Genomic DNA, 16,310 nt, shown 5'->3' with positions numbered 1-16,310 from the left:
ATTGAAAAACCGATACTAGTTTCCGTGTGTAAAAAATGACAGTTTTTCCATAGAAAAAGACCCTAGTTATTTGTCGGCCAAATACGCTAGAATCTGTTCTTTTTGATTGGTAAAAACCTGATGTGTTTGTAAAAATTGTAGCACTTCTGTCTCCTTTACCCAGACATGTTGGTCTGTTTCCGATGCTTGGTAAGCTACCTCTTTTCCACCAAAAACCTTGGCCAGATAGACGGCAAAGTGCGTCCGGTGTTCTTCTTCTGTAAAGTTAAAGAGGGATTTCAACTCACTAGCCTCTAAACCAGTTTCTTCCTTCAATTCACGAGTGGCGGCTTCTTCTGCAGATTCATCCAAGAGAACAGAACCTCCAGCCCCAGCCTCAAAGTAGAGAGGAAAATGAGATTTTTGCGGTGATCGACGAACGAAGAGCCAATCTCCGTCTTCATGGCAAACCCAGACATTAACTGCCAAATGATAAAGGTCAGCCTCTGTCGGCCATGTGGCACGGTCTAAGATGCGACCTTCTAGAAGATTTCCCTCCTTATCAAAAGCATTCCATAGCTCAGTCATCTATAACTTCTCCGCATCTTTACGCTTGCGTGGCCCAGTGCCAAAACGTTCTGCATCCACATCCTCTTTGTAAGGAAGTAAGACTGCTGCCAGTACATAGGCTGCTAAGGCGACTAGCCCCAATCCTCTAAACAGAACCACAATAGCTACAAAAATCCCCCGCGTAATCCAGACATCCCAGTTAAAACGACTAGCGACTGCTGCTAGCACTCCTGAGATAATTTTCCCTCTTTTTTGCTTATAAAATCCGTACATGTTTCATTCCTTTCAAACTGAGTTGACCGTCCAAAGTCATCATTTTCACCTGCAAGGGATAGTGTCCCTCTTGCTGATAGGTAAAGGGACTGATTTGAGACTTGCGATTGACCCAAACCTTGCCTGTCCGACTTTCTATCTTTCCATTGAAGCCTTGATTCTTGGCTAATTGCAACTGCACATTGGCATGGCAGAAGGCAAGTGATAGGTGCTGTGAAAACTTCCCTTGTGCTGCCAAACGGATATCCTGTTGTTTTTTATCCGTCTGACTATAGATTGAAATATCCTCAAAAGGAAGGTAATCTAAGCGCGCATCGGCCTGTCCCAAGTCCAAATCCAAAATAGACATCCATTTTTCAGGAAGGGAAATGGTGACCTGACACGGGAAACGACTATCGAAATACAGGCGCTCTTCTTCAATGAAAATCTTTGGCAAATCCTCTTCTTCCACTTGTTGTGGATAGACGATACGGACAGCGCAGTCGTTTTTCTTATGCTTTAGAAATTGGATTCGTCCTTCTGTCAGACGAATCTTCATGGATTCAATGGCTGAGAAAGTAAATTCTTGCTTGAGTTTGCTAGATGAAAAAACTTTAAAATGCGGCAAGGTAAAGCCCAATTTCGCCTTTTCTTCAATGAACAAAAAATCACTATCCGCATTGAGTTCCAAAAAACAAGCCTTGGCTTCTTCCTTGGTCAGCACTCCTTTTTCATACAACTCCAAGACACGTCTTTCTTGCTCTTGTCCCATGTTTTCACCTCAATTCTCATATAGTATAGCAAGGACTAGCCCAAAAGAAATCAGCCCAAGGACTGATTTCTATGTTTTTACTAGAAAGAACCGACCTCGACACTTTCCGCAGCGGTATTTTTCCACATTTATCCGTCTCTTTCGCTGGTAGACTTGCCCGCAATCTCGGCAGCTGTAAAAAAGCAAGGACGCATTTTCCTGGGCAAGACTTGGCGCATAGCGCAGACCGTCCACTGCTGACAGAAGATCTTTAAATTCCTTGTCTCCGTGCTTGTAGCCCTTTTTCTCAAAATAGAGGTGGTAATGACAGAGCTCATGACGGACAATCTTCCGAAAGATTTCCAAGCCAAATTGGTCAAGGATTTTCCGATTAAAATCCAGATGTCCATCCTTTGGGAAAAATCGTCCACCTGTTGAGCGCAAGCGATTGTTCCAAAAAGCCTCATGAGAAAACTCTTTTCCAAAGTCTTCTCTGGAAACTTCTCTTACATAATCAGTGAGATTCACGAGGAGCCACCAAGCTTAGGTTAACCTTTTCACGTTCTGTGTCTAGTTTATGTACCCAAACTGTTACCAAGTCACCAACAGACACCACTTGACTAGGGTGCTTGATAAAGTTTTTACTCATATTGGAGATATGGATTAGGCCGTCTTCATGAATGCCAATATCAACAAAGGCACCAAAGTCAACAACATTTCGGACAACGCCTTCTAGTTTTTGTCCAATCTGCAAATCGTTAAAGTCCAGCACATCTTGTCTGAGAACTGGCGCAGCAAATTCGTCCCGTAAATCACGACCCGGTTTCAACAAATCAGCGACAATATCTTTGAGCGTTTCTTGACCGATATTGATTTTTTCAGCTGTTTGTGCAATATTAAGAGCCTTCAACTGCGGTATCGCTTCTGCCAAATCGTTAGCTCCTAAAAGGGTAAATAAGTCCTGAACAGCTTGGTAAGACTCTGGGTGTACGCCAGTATTGTCCAAGAAGTTCGGTGCGTCTGGAATACGCAAGAAACCTGCTGCCTGTTCAAAAGCTTTGTCTCCCAAACGAGGTACTTTTTTCAACTGTGCACGTGAAGTCAAGACCCCATTTTCCTCACGGAAAGCCACGATATTTTCGGAAATGGTTTTGTTGAGTCCAGCCACATGCGCCAGCAAGGATGGGCTAGCTGTATTGACATTGACACCAACTTGGTTAACCACGGTATCCACTACAAAGTCCAAGCCTTCTGACAATTTCTTCTGATTAACATCATGCTGGTATTGACCGACACCGATAGATTTGGGATCAATTTTCACCAATTCTGCCAACGGATCCTGAAGACGTCGGGCAATCGAGATAGCTGAACGTTTTTCAACCGTCAAATCAGGAAATTCATAACGGGCCAACTCAGATGCTGAGTAGACAGAAGCCCCACTTTCGTTGACGATGACGTAGGACACTTCTGGGAAATCTTGCAAAATCTCCGCCACAAAAGCTTCTGATTCACGACTAGCTGTTCCGTTTCCGATGGCAATGATTTCCACACCGTACTGGCTAATCAAGTCTGCCAAGTCAATCTTGGCTTGAGCAATTTGAGCATTAGAAGCTGGTTTTACAGGATGAATCACTTGCGTTGTGAGGAGTTTTCCAGTCTGGTCTACCACTGCCAACTTAGCCCCCGTACGAAAGGCTGGGTCAAAGCCCAAGACCATTTTTCCACGAAGAGGCGGTACCAACAGCAAGTTACGAAGATTTTCAGAGAAGAGGGCAATGGCTCCTTCTTCTGCTACTTCTGTCAATTCAGCCCGCACACGGCGTTCCATGGCAGGAATGATTTTCTTTTTGAGGGCTTGGTTGATGGCCTCTGCAATATAGGCATTTTTCTGTGGAAAACGCACTTCGAAGAAACGAACCATCTTGTCCAAATTGTGCTCAAAACTCACTTTCAAGGCACCAATACTCTCTCCACGATTGAGAGCCAAAGTCCGATAGCCTTGCATTTTCGCTACTTTTTCAGAAAAGTCATAGTAAATCTGAAAAGTCCGCTTCTCATCGGCTGCTTGGTCTTTTAATTGGGACAGCAAGCTCGAATTGGCTGTTATTTCATGGTAAACCCATGCACGCAATTTGGTATCTTCTGAAATAGCTTCTACCAAGATATCCACAGCTCCAGCCAGACAGTCTTTTCCTGTCGCAAAGCCTTCTGCTACAAAGTTCTCAGCCTGCGCTTCTAGGTCAGCTACGTTTTGCAAGATCAAGCGAGCCAGTGGAAATAGTCCTGCTTCACGCGCAATCGTTGCCCTTGTCCGACGTTTTTCCTTATAAGGCAGGTAGAGTTCTTCCACATCTGCCAATTTTTCAGCTTCTTCAATTGCTTGACGCAAGGCATCCGTTAATTTTCCCTGCTCCTCAATCTTAGCCAAAACCGTTTGCTTACGGTCTGCCAAGGCTGTCAGAGACTTATCCAAATCAATGATTGACTTGATAACCACCTCATCTAGATTTCCCGTTGCTTCCTTACGGTAACGAGCGATGAAAGGGATAGTATTGCCTTCTGCTGTCAAACTCAAGACAGTATCAATTTGTTTTAGTGATACGCCCAAATCCTGAGCGATTTTCATGTATTTCTTATCCATAGTCTCTATTATAGCACATGTAAGCCCTTTTTTTGACGAAAAAAAGAGACCTGTTACCAAGTCTCTCTTGCGATTTACTAATAGGTTTTGACAATGCCTAACAACACTGCACCTGCAACAAAGCAAGCAATCCCAATCAATACCCAGCGCATTTCTTTTTTGGTTTTTGTTTCACCCAAGAAAAGAATACCACCGATGATAGAGATAATCACGCCCAATTGTGAAAAGCTAAATGCAATGGCCAGACCAGCTTTTGCAGCAGCAAGCAGCATGAAGATATTTCCGATTCCCCACAACAGACCGACCGAACCATTTTTGATGACAAAAATGTCCAAATCCACCTTAAATGACATAAACAGCAAGGCACCTAATACCATTCCGATAGCCATTGGGAAAATAACTGCCAACGCTTCAAATTTCATGATATTGTTAAACAAGACAGCGTAAGATACATAGCCCACTGTCGAGTAAGCAAGAGCACGAAATCCTTTTGGCAAATCAACAGAACGGCCTACTTGATTGTCATCAGACTGGTCCTGCTTACTTGAGAAGTAAAAACCGATGACCAACAAGGCAAGGGCACTCATCCCAAGTACGAACTGCATTGGTTTTGTCCATTCATGGAACAAAAAGGCACCAACTAGACTACCAAGAACCAATTGAGCCCCACTTGAAAGTGGACCTGCAATCGATACCCCAACGTGTTTCATCGCTTGAAATTGACCAGATTGACCAACGGACCAAAGGATACCTCCAATAATCCCAAATACCCAGAGCTGCCAAGTCATCTCTGGACGAACGACCAACCAAACCACAAAGGCAAAAGCTAAGGCACCTAGTGTCATACCAAATGTCTGTTGTGTTGGCTTCCCTCCAATTTTATTGCTTGCAAATCCAATGCTCCCCCAAGCAAACATGGGAATGAGCGCTAATATGATTCCTTCCATATTTTCCTCCTAAATAATAAATTGTCGTCAAAGCAAACGAAACACTATTGTACCTAATTTTGGGACAAATTTCAAGATGTTGAACAAACTGTTTTTTATATGTCAAAAAACAACAAAAAAAAGCACCAAACGGTGCTGCCTCCCAAAATCTAGTTTACTTTGTAAAATCAATACGTTGGCTAATTTTTTCAATCAACCAAGCTCCTACTAAGAGCGAAGCAAATTCACCAATAGCCGTTGTAAACCAAGTCAAAAAGAACGGTGCTTCTGCAATTACTTTCAATTCTAGGGCGATGGTAAACATAGACAAAGAAAAGAAAATTGAGAAATAAACGAAAGCTTTGTTAAAGAAACCATTAAACAATCGCTCCTTCTTGTACTTGCCAAACAAAATCACACCAAGTGTCACAAAAAGAAGGGTAGAGCCTCCGCCAACAAAGACATCGATGACGCCAAAACTGTAGAGATTTGCAATCATGCAGCCAATGGTCAAACCGGCAATATACTTACGATTGTAAAAAGCCAAGAAATTCAGCATTTCTGAAATACGGAATTGATAAGCTCCATAGGCAATAGCATTAAGAGGGGGAGTCACTGTCAAAATGACATAGACAGCAGCCACGAGTGCAACCTGTGCTACATCACGCACAGACCATTTACTTGTATTCATTTGTTATCTCCTTTAACGGCTAAACCGCTTATAATATGCTTGGCTAAAGGGAGGAAGTGCCAAGGGTTGCTAGCTTGCAACCTGATAAGTATAGCATATTTAGCGGAAAAATGATAGACTATCAATATGAAAACAATTAAAAAAATACTGACAAACGAAGTCTTTCTCTATCTAGTCTTTGGCGTTGCGACCACACTGGTCTACATGGTAACAAGACTTGTCCTATTCGCTCTTATCCCCCACACGCTAACTGTTGTCTTTCTATCAAACTGTGTGGCTATTCTATTTGCCTTTGTCACCAACGATAAAATTGTCTTTCGCCAAGAAAGTGCTGGCTGGTTCCCACGACTGGTCAAGTTTGTCTCAGCCCGAATCACAACACTGCTTCTCGATATGTTTCTTGCATGGCTTTTGGTGGATACCTTCCCTCACATCATCGGACAGTTTGTCAACCAAGACATCAAACTCGTCAATGCAGTGGCTACCCTCATTTCTCAAGTGTTGGTTATCGTTCTCAATTACGTTTTGAGTAAATTATTTGTTTTTAAGGAGAAAAAATAATCGATTAGTTTTCCAATCGCTTTTATTTTATACCGTCGTTTCTGGATTTTCAGCTGTCAGGTGGGCAATCTCTCCTATCACACCAAAATAATCTGCTACTAGCGCTTGCAAGGCTAGAACAGCCTCATTGGCACGGGCAATTTGTACCGCATTGATGGCTTCAATGACCAGAATAGCATCCTTGGTTTCTTCTGTCAGCATGGTCCGCTGCGCCTCACGCCAGTTCAGATTACGGCAGATGGCACCTTCTTGGTCATAATAGATGATTTCTTCTGGCAAAGCTGGGGCGTCTTCTTCTGCTCCGATCGGGAAAAAGGCTTCGCCTCCCTTGGCTTTACCCAAATGAAGCGCCCCTTGAATCTTATCCACATCTTCACCACCACAAGGCAAGCCATAGGAAAGCGAAATGCTATTATAAAGGTCTACCAATGGATTAATCGGATGGAATTCTCGTCCCTGGCTTACCCGTTTCAAGAGCGCTTCAATGGAAGAACGCGCGCCTTTTTTTGTTTTAAATTTTGTAAAAGCCTCACGCCATTCCTTGATAACATCATTCTCCGTAAAGCTATCTTCTTGGATAAAGGCTTGCGCTTTTTGAGCTGCATCTGTTAAAATCCCTTGAAAATACGGATCCTTGCTCTCATCCACATGATTGTCTAACCCTTTCACGGATAAGACGGATATCTGTGCATCTGGAAAAACATCCCAAAAACTTTGGTCAACAACAACTTTCATGTCGATACTCCTTTAATAATTTCTTTTTTTACCCTGTTTGACATCGTTCCAATCCTGAACGATATTTTCACGTACCTTGGTCAATAAACGCTCCAACTCCTCGACCTCTACTGGACTCAAGCCTGTTAAGCAACGCGCTTCCGAATACGCATGCTCTTTCTGCAAAACTTGATAGAGCTGCTGCCCTTTTTCAGTCGCATAGAGGTGCTTATTTTTTCGATTGCCTGCTGCAGTCTGTCGAACGACCAGGCCACTTTTTTCCAGCTTTTGCACCGACCGAGCAACTGTTGAACGGTCTACCGTCAGCATCTCAGACAATTCTTCCTGAATAATCCCCGGATAGTCACAGATACGAACAAGATAGAGGTATTGCCCCTTGGCCAAATCCATCTCTCGAAATTCAATGTTGGCAATGGAATCCAAGCTACGCGCAATCACACCAATTTCTCCAATAATCATAAGACCTCCTTTGATTTATTATAGCATTTTTACTTGTAAGTGCAACAAAAAAGAGGATTACTCCTCATTTTCTTCTATAGGTTCGATTGAGTTGAAACGTGTTTTAATCCGATTTAAAATCGAAACGACATCCCCATGCCGGGTATAAAACTCATCCACATGCATGCTTTGGACCGTGGCATTTAGCACCGCCCCGATAATCAAGATATTGGCCATAAAGACAAACCACAGCATCAGCACCAAAATCACCACCGAGGTGACAAAACGAAAGTCTAGTAATCTAGCCGCATAGGAATCCAGATAGAGCCCAAAGAGCTGGCCGACCGACCCCATGACTATCATGACAAAAACAACTCCCGGCAAGATATAGCGAATTTTCTTGACACGTACATTTGGTAAAAAGAAATAAAGCATGACCAAGGCCAAAAATAGGGAAATGTAAACCACTGGCTCTGTACGATTGACCAACTTCAAGAAGAAATCATCGTTAAAATCTAGAGCCTTATGCAGTTTTTGCAAAACTGTATTACCGAAGGCCACCATGATCACACTCAAGGTCAAAATCAACTGCAGGCCGATTCCCAAAAAGACACCAACGATTCGACTCACAATGAAGTCGCGATGTTTTCCAACGCCATAAGCCTTGTTAAAGGCCTTCTGCAGGGCGTCCATACTTTTTGAAATAGTCCAAAGTGTCGTCGCAATCGAAATTCCCAACCAAGAGGATGACGGCTTGGTTAAAATTGAGACAACCATATTGGCAGCTGTCGGATACAATTTTTCGGGGAAGAGTTCCTTCATAAAGACCAAAATCTGGTCCACATCAAAATTAAGATAGGGCAACAGATTGGCCATGGTCATCAAAATCGGAAAGACTGAGACGATGAGGTAGTAGGCAACCGCTACACTTGTCAAATCAATCTCTGATCCCATATAAAAAGAAAAAAGAGAAGTAAAGAAGCGTTTGAAGCGGTTTTCTTTCAAGCGTTTTTTCATATTCTCCTCCTTTTCTTATTCAATTTTAGTAGGTTCCTTCTTCACCTTGACTGGTCAAAATGACTGGACCATCTTTTGTAATGACAAATTGGTGCTCGTATTGGCATGAAAGTCCGCCATCAAGTGTCTTATGTGCCCAACCTGTTTTCATATCTGTATCAATTTCCCAAGTACCCGTATTGATCATTGGTTCAATGGTCAGAACCATTCCCTCTTTGAGGCGAAGTCCACGGCCTGCTCGACCATAATGCGGTACCATTGGCTCTTCATGCATGGTTGGTCCGACACCGTGTCCAACCAAGTCTTCCACAACTCCATAGCCTAAACCTTCAGCGTATTCTTGGATAGCCGCCCCGATGTCACCGATACGATTGCCAACCTTAGCTTGTGCAATCCCGCGGTAGAGACATTCTTTGGTGACATCCATGAGTTGTTTGACTTCATCAGAAACATTGCCGACTGCATAAGCCCAACAAGAATCCGCCAAGCCACCCTTGTACTCTTGAGTATACTTTTTGACCTGTGCCACATTGTCAAAATCAAGCTTGGAAACATCCACAAGAGACTTATCTAAGGGTTCACTCAAGACCATATCGACCTTGAGAAGGTCCCCATCTTTCAAGATATAGTGACGTGGGAATGCGTGTGCTACCTCATCATTAAGCCCACAGCAAGTTGCATAGGGATAGTCCATCAATGTTCCATCCACACCGATTTGAAGCGGAAGAACATTTGCCTCTTTACAACGACGGCGAACGTACTCTTCTACTTCCCACATATCCACACCAGGTTTAATCAAATCACGTAAGCCAATATGGATACTTGCAAGAAAATCTCCTGCTCGGTCCATTGCTTCAATTTCACGTTGTGATTTTAATGTAATCATTTTTCTTCCTCTACTAATCTAAATTCTGACACTGTCAGAACAAAGTCAATGTATTGACGTGTTTTTCGACTATATCGATCACTTCCGCGGTAAGACCGCATCACTTGAAAACCAACTTTCTGCGCCACAGCCTGACTGGCTGCATTTTCAGCATGGGTCTTGAGCAATAACTCCCGTAAACCCAATTGATGGAAGGCTAGAAAGACAATATTCTGTAACGCTTCTGTCATCAGACCCTGATTGCGCCATTCTTTTCGTAAAAAGTAACCAATCTCTGCCTGCCGACTTCGGTTATCCAATTTTTCAAACCGGATAACCCCCAGTAGCTGACGGCTTTTTTTCTCCTCGATGGCCCAAATTCCCAAGGGTTGACGCATAAAGGTTTCCACTAGCAACTCGTCGCTGGTCGCTTTATCTATCACAGTTGGAAAAACAAAGGCTAAGTTCTCTGCATCCGATGCTATTTCATAAAAAGTCTCATTGTGCTTTTCAAACTGAAGAGGACACAGGTACAATCGCGGCGTTTCAAATAAGGCAAATTCTGCTAGCTCTCGCCAAATACTCATCCCAACTCCTAGACTTCAACCAACTGGATATCTGCACCCAGGGCTTGCAATTTCTCAATGATGTTGGAATAGCCACGCAAGATAAATTCGATATTGGTAATCTCAGTTGTCCCTTGTGCCATCAATCCTGCAATCACCATGGCAGCCCCAGCACGAAGGTCTGTCGCCTTCACCTGAGCACCGGTCAATTGATTTGGTCCCTGGTAAGAAATGTAATTGCTGGTTGTCTTGATATCCGCACCCATCTTGGCCAATTCAGCCACATGTCCAACTCGTTTTTCATAAATGGTATCCAACACACGCCCACTTCCTTCAGCTTTCAAAAGAAGGGGTGTCAATGGTTGCTGCAAATCAGTTGCCAATCCTGGGTAAGGAGCTGTTTTAACAGAAACTGCTTTGAGTTTTTCTTGCTTTTCTACAAAAATCGAATCTTCTGAAACGGTCATGTGAACGCCCATTTCTTCCAATTTTGCAATGTAACTTTCAAGGTGTTCATAAAGGACATTGTCCACATGAATCCCTTGTCCCGCTGCCGCTGCAAGCGCAATGTACGTCCCTGCCTCGATTCGGTCTGGAATCACTTGGTGGCGTGTCCCGTGAAGTGACTCCACTCCCTCAATCGTAATGATATCGGTACCTGCACCACGAATATGAGCACCCATATTGTTCAGCAAGGTTGCCACATCAATAATCTCAGGTTCACGCGCTGCATTTTCGATAACAGTCCGTCCCTTAGCCTTAACCGCCGCCAACATCGTGTTGATGGTCGCACCCACACTGACCGTATCCATATAGATATGCGCGCCATGGATTTGTCCTTCGGTTGCAGTCAAGTGCATATTGCTACCTTCATAAGAAACCGTAGCTCCCATTGCTTCGAAGGCTTTCAAATGCAAGTCAATCGGACGTGGTCCTAAATCACAGCCACCAGGCAAGCCCACAATGGCTTGACCAAATCGCCCCAACAGAGAACCATAAAAATAATAGGATGCCCGCAAGCTGTTGATTTTACCAAATGGCATCGGCATGTCCTGCACACCACGAGGATCAATTTCCAGAGTCTCGCCGTCACGGCGGACAGTTGCTCCCATTGTTTCCATAATATCAATCAAACTATCTACATCTGAGATAGCTGGCACACCATCCAAGGTCACAATTCCATCAGCTAAGATAATGGCAGGAATCAAAGCCACTACTGAATTTTTTGCACCACTAACCGTTACCCATCCTTCCAATGGACGGCCACCGTTTATGACAATTTTTCTCATACTAACAAATCTCTTTCTCAATTTCATCATAAAGACATCCATTTATTATATCATAGTGGTAGAAATAAGGCTAGTGTTTCAATTTTCATCCATGTCTCTCTTGCCTTCATTTGCTTTTAGTAAATCGTAAACCATATAAAAAAACGAACCTCGGCTCGTTTTTTAGTTCAAAACTTGTTTTAAAGCATCCACCTTGTCCAATTTTTCCCATGGAAGATCGATCTCTGTCCGTCCCATATGTCCGTAAGCCGCAGTCTGACGGTAAATTGGGCGTTTCAAATCCAGCATTTGGATAATGCCTGCCGGGCGCAAGTCGAAGACTTGACGAACAGCTGCTTCCAAAGCAGACTCTGCTACTGTGCCTGTACCAAATGTATCCACTCGGACAGAAACAGGATGGGCAACACCAATCGCATAAGCCAACTGAACTTCTGCTTTCTTTGCCAAGCCTGCAGCAACGATATTTTTGGCAATGTAACGCGCAGCGTATGATGCTGAACGGTCAACTTTTGTTGCATCCTTACCAGAGAAGGCACCACCACCATGGCGGGCATAGCCTCCATAAGTATCTACGATAATCTTACGACCCGTCAAACCGGAATCCCCTTGAGGACCTCCAATAACAAAACGACCAGTTGGATTGATAAAGAACTTGGTCTCTTCATCAAGGTATTGAGCTGGAATCACAGCCTTAATGACCTTGTTAATCACATCTTGGTGGATTTGCTCATTGGTCGCTTCTGGGTCATGTTGCGTTGAGATAACGACTGTATCCACACGAACGGGTTGATTGTTTTCATCGTATTCGACTGTTACTTGAGATTTGGCATCTGGGCGTAGGTAGGCAATTTCTCCCGACTTACGTAAATCGGTCAATTTTTTCACCAATTTATGAGACAAGGAAATTGGCAAGGGCATGAGTTCAGGTGTCTCATCAACCGCAAAACCAAACATGAGACCTTGGTCTCCCGCACCAATCAAATTAAGCGGATCTTGGTCTGCATTCCCACGAACTTCCAAAGCTTCATTGACCCCTTGGGCAATATCTGGTGATTGCTCTACCAATGATGGATGTACCCCAACGGATTCAGCTGAAAAACCATATTCTGCCTTATCATAGCCAATTTCAGCAATGGTATCACGTACCACACGGTTAATATCCACATAAGCTGTTGTAGAAATCTCCCCAAACACATGTACCGAACCCGTATACACACAGGTCTCCGCTGCGACGTGAGCCTCTGGATCCTGATCTAAAATAGCATCCAAAATGGCATCTGAAATCTGGTCTGCAATCTTATCTGGGTGCCCCTCAGATACCGACTCAGACGTGAAAAGTTTACGTTCTGACATAAAAATGTCCCCCCCTTAAAATAATGTAAATGTCCAACCAATCCGTATCAAACCATTCAACGTAGTTTCTTACCCTTTTTAGAACAATCTAAACAGTTGGAAAAACTGTCGAGTTACGACGTTTTTTCGATGCTTCGACAACAAGCAAAGAAAAACCTAGTAAGGCAACTCGTCAGTCCGCCCAATAGCGGCTGACGTTAAATGACGAGATACTTTAGTATCCGACATTTAAGTTGAGTTACAAAGAACCGGTCCTCAGCTTGTACGCTGAGTTTGACTGAGCTAAAAATTTTAGTGACGAGGCGATGCAGTCGCAGGCAGTACTGGAGTACGGCAAGACAAATCAACGCTGTCAATAAAAATTTTAGACGGTCAAACCGCCTTTTCGGGACTCTACAGCCATTCTATCACAAAATGTTACCGAAATATAGTCTAAATGTGAATTCTTTCTGATTCCATTATCCACTTAAGGAGCCAATTTATTTCTGAAAAAAGACGAAGATTGCCCTCCGTCTTTTGAAACTATTATTTTATCCCGTACCAGGCAATGCCTTCGTACTTCCAGCCGTGCTTAGAAACAAGGACATCTCGCTCATTTTCACTGGTTGTATAGTGATGTGAACCGCTCTTTAACTTCGGATTGTACAAGCGATACAGCGGTTTTGATCCGCCCGAATACCAAGCGATTCCTTCATAGGTCCAGCCATGTTTTGCAACAAGGACATTTTTCTCATTTTCACTGGTTGTATAATGGTGGTCTTTTAAGGTTTTATTGTAAAGACGGTAAACTGGAGCACCACTAGCAGGTGCATACCAGCCAATGCCTTCATTTACACCCCAACCGATTCGGACCAATGTGTCTCGTTCATTGAGACTTGCAGTATAAAAATGCTCAAGGTTGTTTCGATTGTAGAGACGATACATGGCAATGCCTTCAGACATAATTTGAATAGTCGCTACGGCTTTTAAGCTGGTCTTTTTCAAACCGCCCTCTACCATCACTACTTTTTCACCAATCAGCGATGTATACTGCTCTGGAATTAAAGCTGGCCAGACTACCGCTTCTTCCGTCACACTACCGTCTGTCCACGTCGCTTTTACAGTTGCTGGTAAAATAGGTGCTTGTTTTGAAATAGTCGATACTTTAACAGGAGTTAGATTTGCGATTGTATGAATCGTAACAGTCGCAGTCGCTTTCAAGTTGATTTTAGCAACAGCACCCGCAACAGAGATATTTTTCTTCGTCGCACTGGTATAATCTACCGCTTTTAAAGCGGACCACGTAACCTTTTCAACCGTTGTAGTGCCATCTGACCAGATTGCTGTTACACCTGTCGGCAAGAGTGGCGCAATTCCAGTTTTAGTGGAGACGCTTGGTGATGACAAACGTGTAATAGCATGCACTGTGACGCTGGCTGTTGAAGTTAGATTTGTTTTTGAAACAACACCAGATACTTGAAATGCCTTCTTGGTATGACTGGTATAATCTGTTGCTCGATCTGCTGACCATTTGACCGTTTCATTGGTCGTACTACCATCGGTCCATGTCGCTTTTACAGTTGCCGGCAAGGCAGGAGCTGTTCCGGATTTTGTAGAAATAGCTGGCTTCGAAACGCTTGTAATCGCATGGACTGTCAGGAATAGTTTAGATTTCAAATTTGTCTTAGCTACTGTCCCCGAAACCGTAACCACTTTTTTTGCGTTGCTGGTATAATCTGTTGGTTTAAGAGCTGACCAGGTTACTTTTTCAGTTGAGGTCGACTTATCTGTCCAAGTCACCTTAACCATCGCAGGCAGGTTCGGAGCTACAGTCGATTTTGTGGCTACACTGGCATTTTCAACAGAGGAAATCCCCTGTACAGTAACTATCGCCTTAGCTGGAAGCGATGATTTCCCAATTTTACCATTTACAGTAACTGTTTTAGCAGTAGTCCCCGCATTCGTAACATCTACTGCTGGCCATGTCACCACTTCTTGTGTCTTGCTGCCATCTGACCAGATTGCGGTCACAGTCTTAGGTAGAACAACAGCTGTACCCGCCTTCGTTGCTGCTGATACTGGCTGGATGGACTGAATCGCTTTGACTGTGAATGTTTTTGTTGCTGAAACACCGCCTGAACGTGCGGTAATGGTAACTGATCCAGAATTTAAACCTGTAATCATTCCATTGCTATCAACTTGGGCAATCGTTCCATTAGACGATGACCAGTGGACAGCTGGAAAATGTGCTGTAACACTTCCATTCTGGAAACCATCGACGATGACGGTGCCAGACAGCGTCGCAGTCTCTGGAGCACCTGCTCCAATCGCTGAGTTCTTGCTCTCAATTTTTATATTGGACAAGCGGTTGGACTGGACTTCTATGGTTTGAGAAAAGGCACCATACTGTCCAGTTGCACTTTCATTCAGACCAGTTTTATGGGAGAAAGCTTGTGCAGATGTATGGAAATAGCGACGATCTCCAATAAAAGTCCCCATCCCCATGTGATTGTAGGCTGGATTGATCATACTGACATAATGACCAGTTTGACCTTTCGAGACACCCGTTTTCTTGTAGGTAACGTAGTCCGCTTTTTCACTATAAAATTGCTCAATCGCCTTCATCATAGAATCGGCATTCTCTGCATAGTTCCAAGCCAAATTCTCTGCGAAAGACGAAACACCATTCGAGCTGATAGAAAATGTATCCTTTCCACTCGGGCGTTGGTGGGCCTGATGAAGGTAGGCTTCTGCCGCTCTCGTTTGCGCAATGACCTCTAGATCATAAGACCACTTAATCGGTACGTACTTGTCTGCCAAGCCTTCTCTGGCAGCTTCTTGACGGATTTGATTGATCCTATCTAGAACCCTTTGTTTCCCTGGACTCACAAAAGTACCGTCTACGGTAATCAAAGTATTTCCTGGGCTAGCCACGGTGACATCCGTACCTCGATTCGTAGCTGCCCAGGCAGTTGCATTTCCAAGCGCTCCAACACTTAAAAATAAGCACAGAATCAAAATGAGCTTTATGAATACATTCTTTTTCATATTGTATCCCCTTTATGTTTTTTAGTTATAGTTATTCTAGCATAAAATTTTATCAAAAAATAGTCACTTGTATAAAAAATACATCCTTGCTGCAAGAATGTATCCTTCATATTGGGTTGCTACTATTTCCCTTTCTAGATAAAATCTGCATCTTGAATCGCTTTTTTAACAACATCTAGCGGCAAATGTACCAATTCACAACCTTTTTCTTTGTAGAGATAGGTTGCGTACTCATCCATCCGGTATTCATTGATGTAGACCACGCGCTTACAACCTACTTGGAGCAACTGCTTAGAGCAATTGAGGCAGGGAAAATGTGTCACATAAGCCGTGAATCCTTTCGGAATACCGCGTTCTGCACCTTGTAAAATGGCATTGATTTCTGCGTGAATAGTCCGTACACAATGGCCATCTACCATGAGACACTCCCTATCTAGACAATGTTCTGTCCCTGACACCGAACCATTATAGCCCGTTGCGATGACCTTATTGTCCTTGACCAAGACCGCACCAACCTTGGCCCGCTTACAAGTAGCACGATGGGCAATCAGCAAAGCCTGCGCTGCAAAATATTCATCCCACGCTAATCGATTCTCCACAAAATCACCTCCAATTTTTCTTTTATTATACTATGAAAAGGCTGATAAAA

17 protein-coding genes and 1 riboswitch are annotated in these 16,310 nt (G+C 43.5%); of the genes, 1 reads left to right on the top strand and 16 read right to left on the bottom strand.

Translation table 11 applies throughout. The annotated features are described in order from the left end of the window. Positions 1–66: 66 nt before the first annotated feature. The 7 genes from J2T50_RS00330 to J2T50_RS00300 form a co-directional block, all read right to left on the bottom strand. Positions 67–567, bottom strand: coding sequence for an NUDIX domain-containing protein (locus J2T50_RS00330; RefSeq protein WP_253362515.1), 501 nt, complete (start codon positions 565–567; stop codon positions 67–69). Further along, positions 568–822 (bottom strand): PspC domain-containing protein, encoded by a 255-nt coding sequence (locus J2T50_RS00325; RefSeq protein ID WP_253362513.1) that lies wholly within the window; start codon positions 820–822, stop codon positions 568–570. It abuts the gene before it with no gap. Next, a complete protein-coding gene (locus J2T50_RS00320; RefSeq protein ID WP_253362511.1) occupies positions 806–1,573 on the bottom strand; it encodes a hypothetical protein in 768 nt (255 codons plus the stop codon). The genes J2T50_RS00325 and J2T50_RS00320 overlap by 17 nt, the downstream gene beginning before the upstream one ends. A gap of 69 nt (positions 1,574–1,642) precedes the next feature. Beyond that, positions 1,643–2,080 (bottom strand): SprT family protein, encoded by a 438-nt coding sequence (locus J2T50_RS00315; RefSeq protein ID WP_253362509.1) that lies wholly within the window; start codon positions 2,078–2,080, stop codon positions 1,643–1,645. Then, the gene (locus tag J2T50_RS00310; protein ID WP_253362507.1) at positions 2,067–4,193 is read right to left on the bottom strand and encodes a Tex family protein; all 2,127 of its coding nucleotides are present in this window, start codon (positions 4,191–4,193) and stop codon (positions 2,067–2,069) included. The genes J2T50_RS00315 and J2T50_RS00310 overlap by 14 nt, the downstream gene beginning before the upstream one ends. Before the next feature lie 77 nt (positions 4,194–4,270). After that, the gene (locus tag J2T50_RS00305; protein WP_253362505.1) at positions 4,271–5,140 is read right to left on the bottom strand and encodes a GRP family sugar transporter; all 870 of its coding nucleotides are present in this window, start codon (positions 5,138–5,140) and stop codon (positions 4,271–4,273) included. 154 nt (positions 5,141–5,294) lie between these two features. Then, complete coding sequence (locus J2T50_RS00300) at positions 5,295–5,810, bottom strand: QueT transporter family protein (protein ID WP_253362503.1); 516 nt, start codon at positions 5,808–5,810, stop codon at positions 5,295–5,297. Next, positions 5,808–5,908, bottom strand: a riboswitch (PreQ1 riboswitch). It overlaps the preceding gene by 3 nt. A gap of 28 nt (positions 5,909–5,936) precedes the next feature. On the opposite strand from J2T50_RS00300, the gene J2T50_RS00295 reads away from it, so the two are divergent. Beyond that, positions 5,937–6,371 carry a GtrA family protein gene (locus J2T50_RS00295; RefSeq protein ID WP_253362502.1) on the top strand — a complete coding sequence of 145 codons (435 nt, stop codon included), beginning with the start codon at positions 5,937–5,939 and terminating at the stop codon, positions 6,369–6,371. 27 nt (positions 6,372–6,398) lie between these two features. Here the strand turns inward: J2T50_RS00295 and J2T50_RS00290 are convergent, their stop codons facing one another. The 9 genes from J2T50_RS00290 to J2T50_RS00245 all read right to left on the bottom strand — a co-directional run bounded on the left by J2T50_RS00290 (position 6,399) and on the right by J2T50_RS00245 (position 16,260). Further along, entirely contained in the window at positions 6,399–7,106 is a 708-nt protein-coding gene (locus tag J2T50_RS00290; protein WP_253362501.1) for a B3/B4 domain-containing protein, read from the bottom strand. Between the two features lie 12 nt (positions 7,107–7,118). After that, the gene (locus tag J2T50_RS00285) at positions 7,119–7,565 is read right to left on the bottom strand and encodes a MarR family winged helix-turn-helix transcriptional regulator (RefSeq protein ID WP_253362500.1); all 447 of its coding nucleotides are present in this window, start codon (positions 7,563–7,565) and stop codon (positions 7,119–7,121) included. A 57-nt stretch (positions 7,566–7,622) separates the two neighbouring features. After that, positions 7,623–8,561 carry a YihY/virulence factor BrkB family protein gene (locus J2T50_RS00280; protein WP_253362499.1) on the bottom strand — a complete coding sequence of 313 codons (939 nt, stop codon included), beginning with the start codon at positions 8,559–8,561 and terminating at the stop codon, positions 7,623–7,625. A 25-nt stretch (positions 8,562–8,586) separates the two neighbouring features. After that, a complete protein-coding gene (locus J2T50_RS00275) occupies positions 8,587–9,447 on the bottom strand; it encodes a methionyl aminopeptidase (protein WP_253362498.1) in 861 nt (286 codons plus the stop codon). Beyond that, positions 9,444–10,013, bottom strand: coding sequence for a GNAT family N-acetyltransferase (locus J2T50_RS00270; RefSeq protein WP_253362497.1), 570 nt, complete (start codon positions 10,011–10,013; stop codon positions 9,444–9,446). The genes J2T50_RS00275 and J2T50_RS00270 overlap by 4 nt, the downstream gene beginning before the upstream one ends. A gap of 8 nt (positions 10,014–10,021) precedes the next feature. Next, on the bottom strand, positions 10,022–11,281 hold the full coding sequence (gene murA, locus J2T50_RS00265) for a UDP-N-acetylglucosamine 1-carboxyvinyltransferase (RefSeq protein ID WP_253362495.1): 1,260 nt from the start codon (positions 11,279–11,281) through the stop codon (positions 10,022–10,024). Positions 11,282–11,443: 162 nt separating this feature from the next. Continuing rightward, positions 11,444–12,634: a methionine adenosyltransferase gene (metK, locus tag J2T50_RS00260; RefSeq protein WP_253362493.1), complete on the bottom strand. Its 1,191-nt coding sequence runs from the start codon at positions 12,632–12,634 to the stop codon at positions 11,444–11,446. 525 nt (positions 12,635–13,159) lie between these two features. Next, positions 13,160–15,661, bottom strand: a complete 2,502-nt coding sequence (locus J2T50_RS00250) for an Ig-like domain-containing protein (RefSeq protein WP_253636078.1) — start codon at positions 15,659–15,661, stop codon at positions 13,160–13,162. A gap of 134 nt (positions 15,662–15,795) precedes the next feature. After that, a complete protein-coding gene (locus J2T50_RS00245; protein ID WP_253362491.1) occupies positions 15,796–16,260 on the bottom strand; it encodes a deoxycytidylate deaminase in 465 nt (154 codons plus the stop codon). Between the last annotated feature and the right edge of the window lie 50 nt (positions 16,261–16,310).

This window comes from Streptococcus gallinaceus (assembly GCF_024170225.1).
GTDB classification, from domain to species: domain Bacteria; phylum Bacillota; class Bacilli; order Lactobacillales; family Streptococcaceae; genus Streptococcus; species Streptococcus gallinaceus.
This window is presented reverse-complemented; position numbering and strand designations above follow the sequence as displayed.

Coding starts and splice junctions, on each gene's coding strand:
- J2T50_RS00290 (WP_253362501.1), bottom strand. CDS start 7,106: ATGAAAGTTGTTGTTGACCAAAGTTTTTGGGATGTTTTTCCAGATGCA.
- J2T50_RS00250 (WP_253636078.1), bottom strand. CDS start 15,661: ATGAAAAAGAATGTATTCATAAAGCTCATTTTGATTCTGTGCTTATTT.
- J2T50_RS00330 (WP_253362515.1), bottom strand. CDS start 567: ATGACTGAGCTATGGAATGCTTTTGATAAGGAGGGAAATCTTCTAGAA.
- J2T50_RS00275 (WP_253362498.1), bottom strand. CDS start 9,447: ATGATTACATTAAAATCACAACGTGAAATTGAAGCAATGGACCGAGCA.
- metK (WP_253362493.1), bottom strand. CDS start 12,634: ATGTCAGAACGTAAACTTTTCACGTCTGAGTCGGTATCTGAGGGGCAC.
- J2T50_RS00325 (WP_253362513.1), bottom strand. CDS start 822: ATGTACGGATTTTATAAGCAAAAAAGAGGGAAAATTATCTCAGGAGTG.
- murA (WP_253362495.1), bottom strand. CDS start 11,281: ATGAGAAAAATTGTCATAAACGGTGGCCGTCCATTGGAAGGATGGGTA.
- J2T50_RS00295 (WP_253362502.1), top strand. CDS start 5,937: ATGAAAACAATTAAAAAAATACTGACAAACGAAGTCTTTCTCTATCTA.
- J2T50_RS00305 (WP_253362505.1), bottom strand. CDS start 5,140: ATGGAAGGAATCATATTAGCGCTCATTCCCATGTTTGCTTGGGGGAGC.
- J2T50_RS00310 (WP_253362507.1), bottom strand. CDS start 4,193: ATGGATAAGAAATACATGAAAATCGCTCAGGATTTGGGCGTATCACTA.
- J2T50_RS00320 (WP_253362511.1), bottom strand. CDS start 1,573: ATGGGACAAGAGCAAGAAAGACGTGTCTTGGAGTTGTATGAAAAAGGA.
- J2T50_RS00280 (WP_253362499.1), bottom strand. CDS start 8,561: ATGAAAAAACGCTTGAAAGAAAACCGCTTCAAACGCTTCTTTACTTCT.
- J2T50_RS00285 (WP_253362500.1), bottom strand. CDS start 7,565: ATGATTATTGGAGAAATTGGTGTGATTGCGCGTAGCTTGGATTCCATT.
- J2T50_RS00300 (WP_253362503.1), bottom strand. CDS start 5,810: ATGAATACAAGTAAATGGTCTGTGCGTGATGTAGCACAGGTTGCACTC.
- J2T50_RS00270 (WP_253362497.1), bottom strand. CDS start 10,013: ATGAGTATTTGGCGAGAGCTAGCAGAATTTGCCTTATTTGAAACGCCG.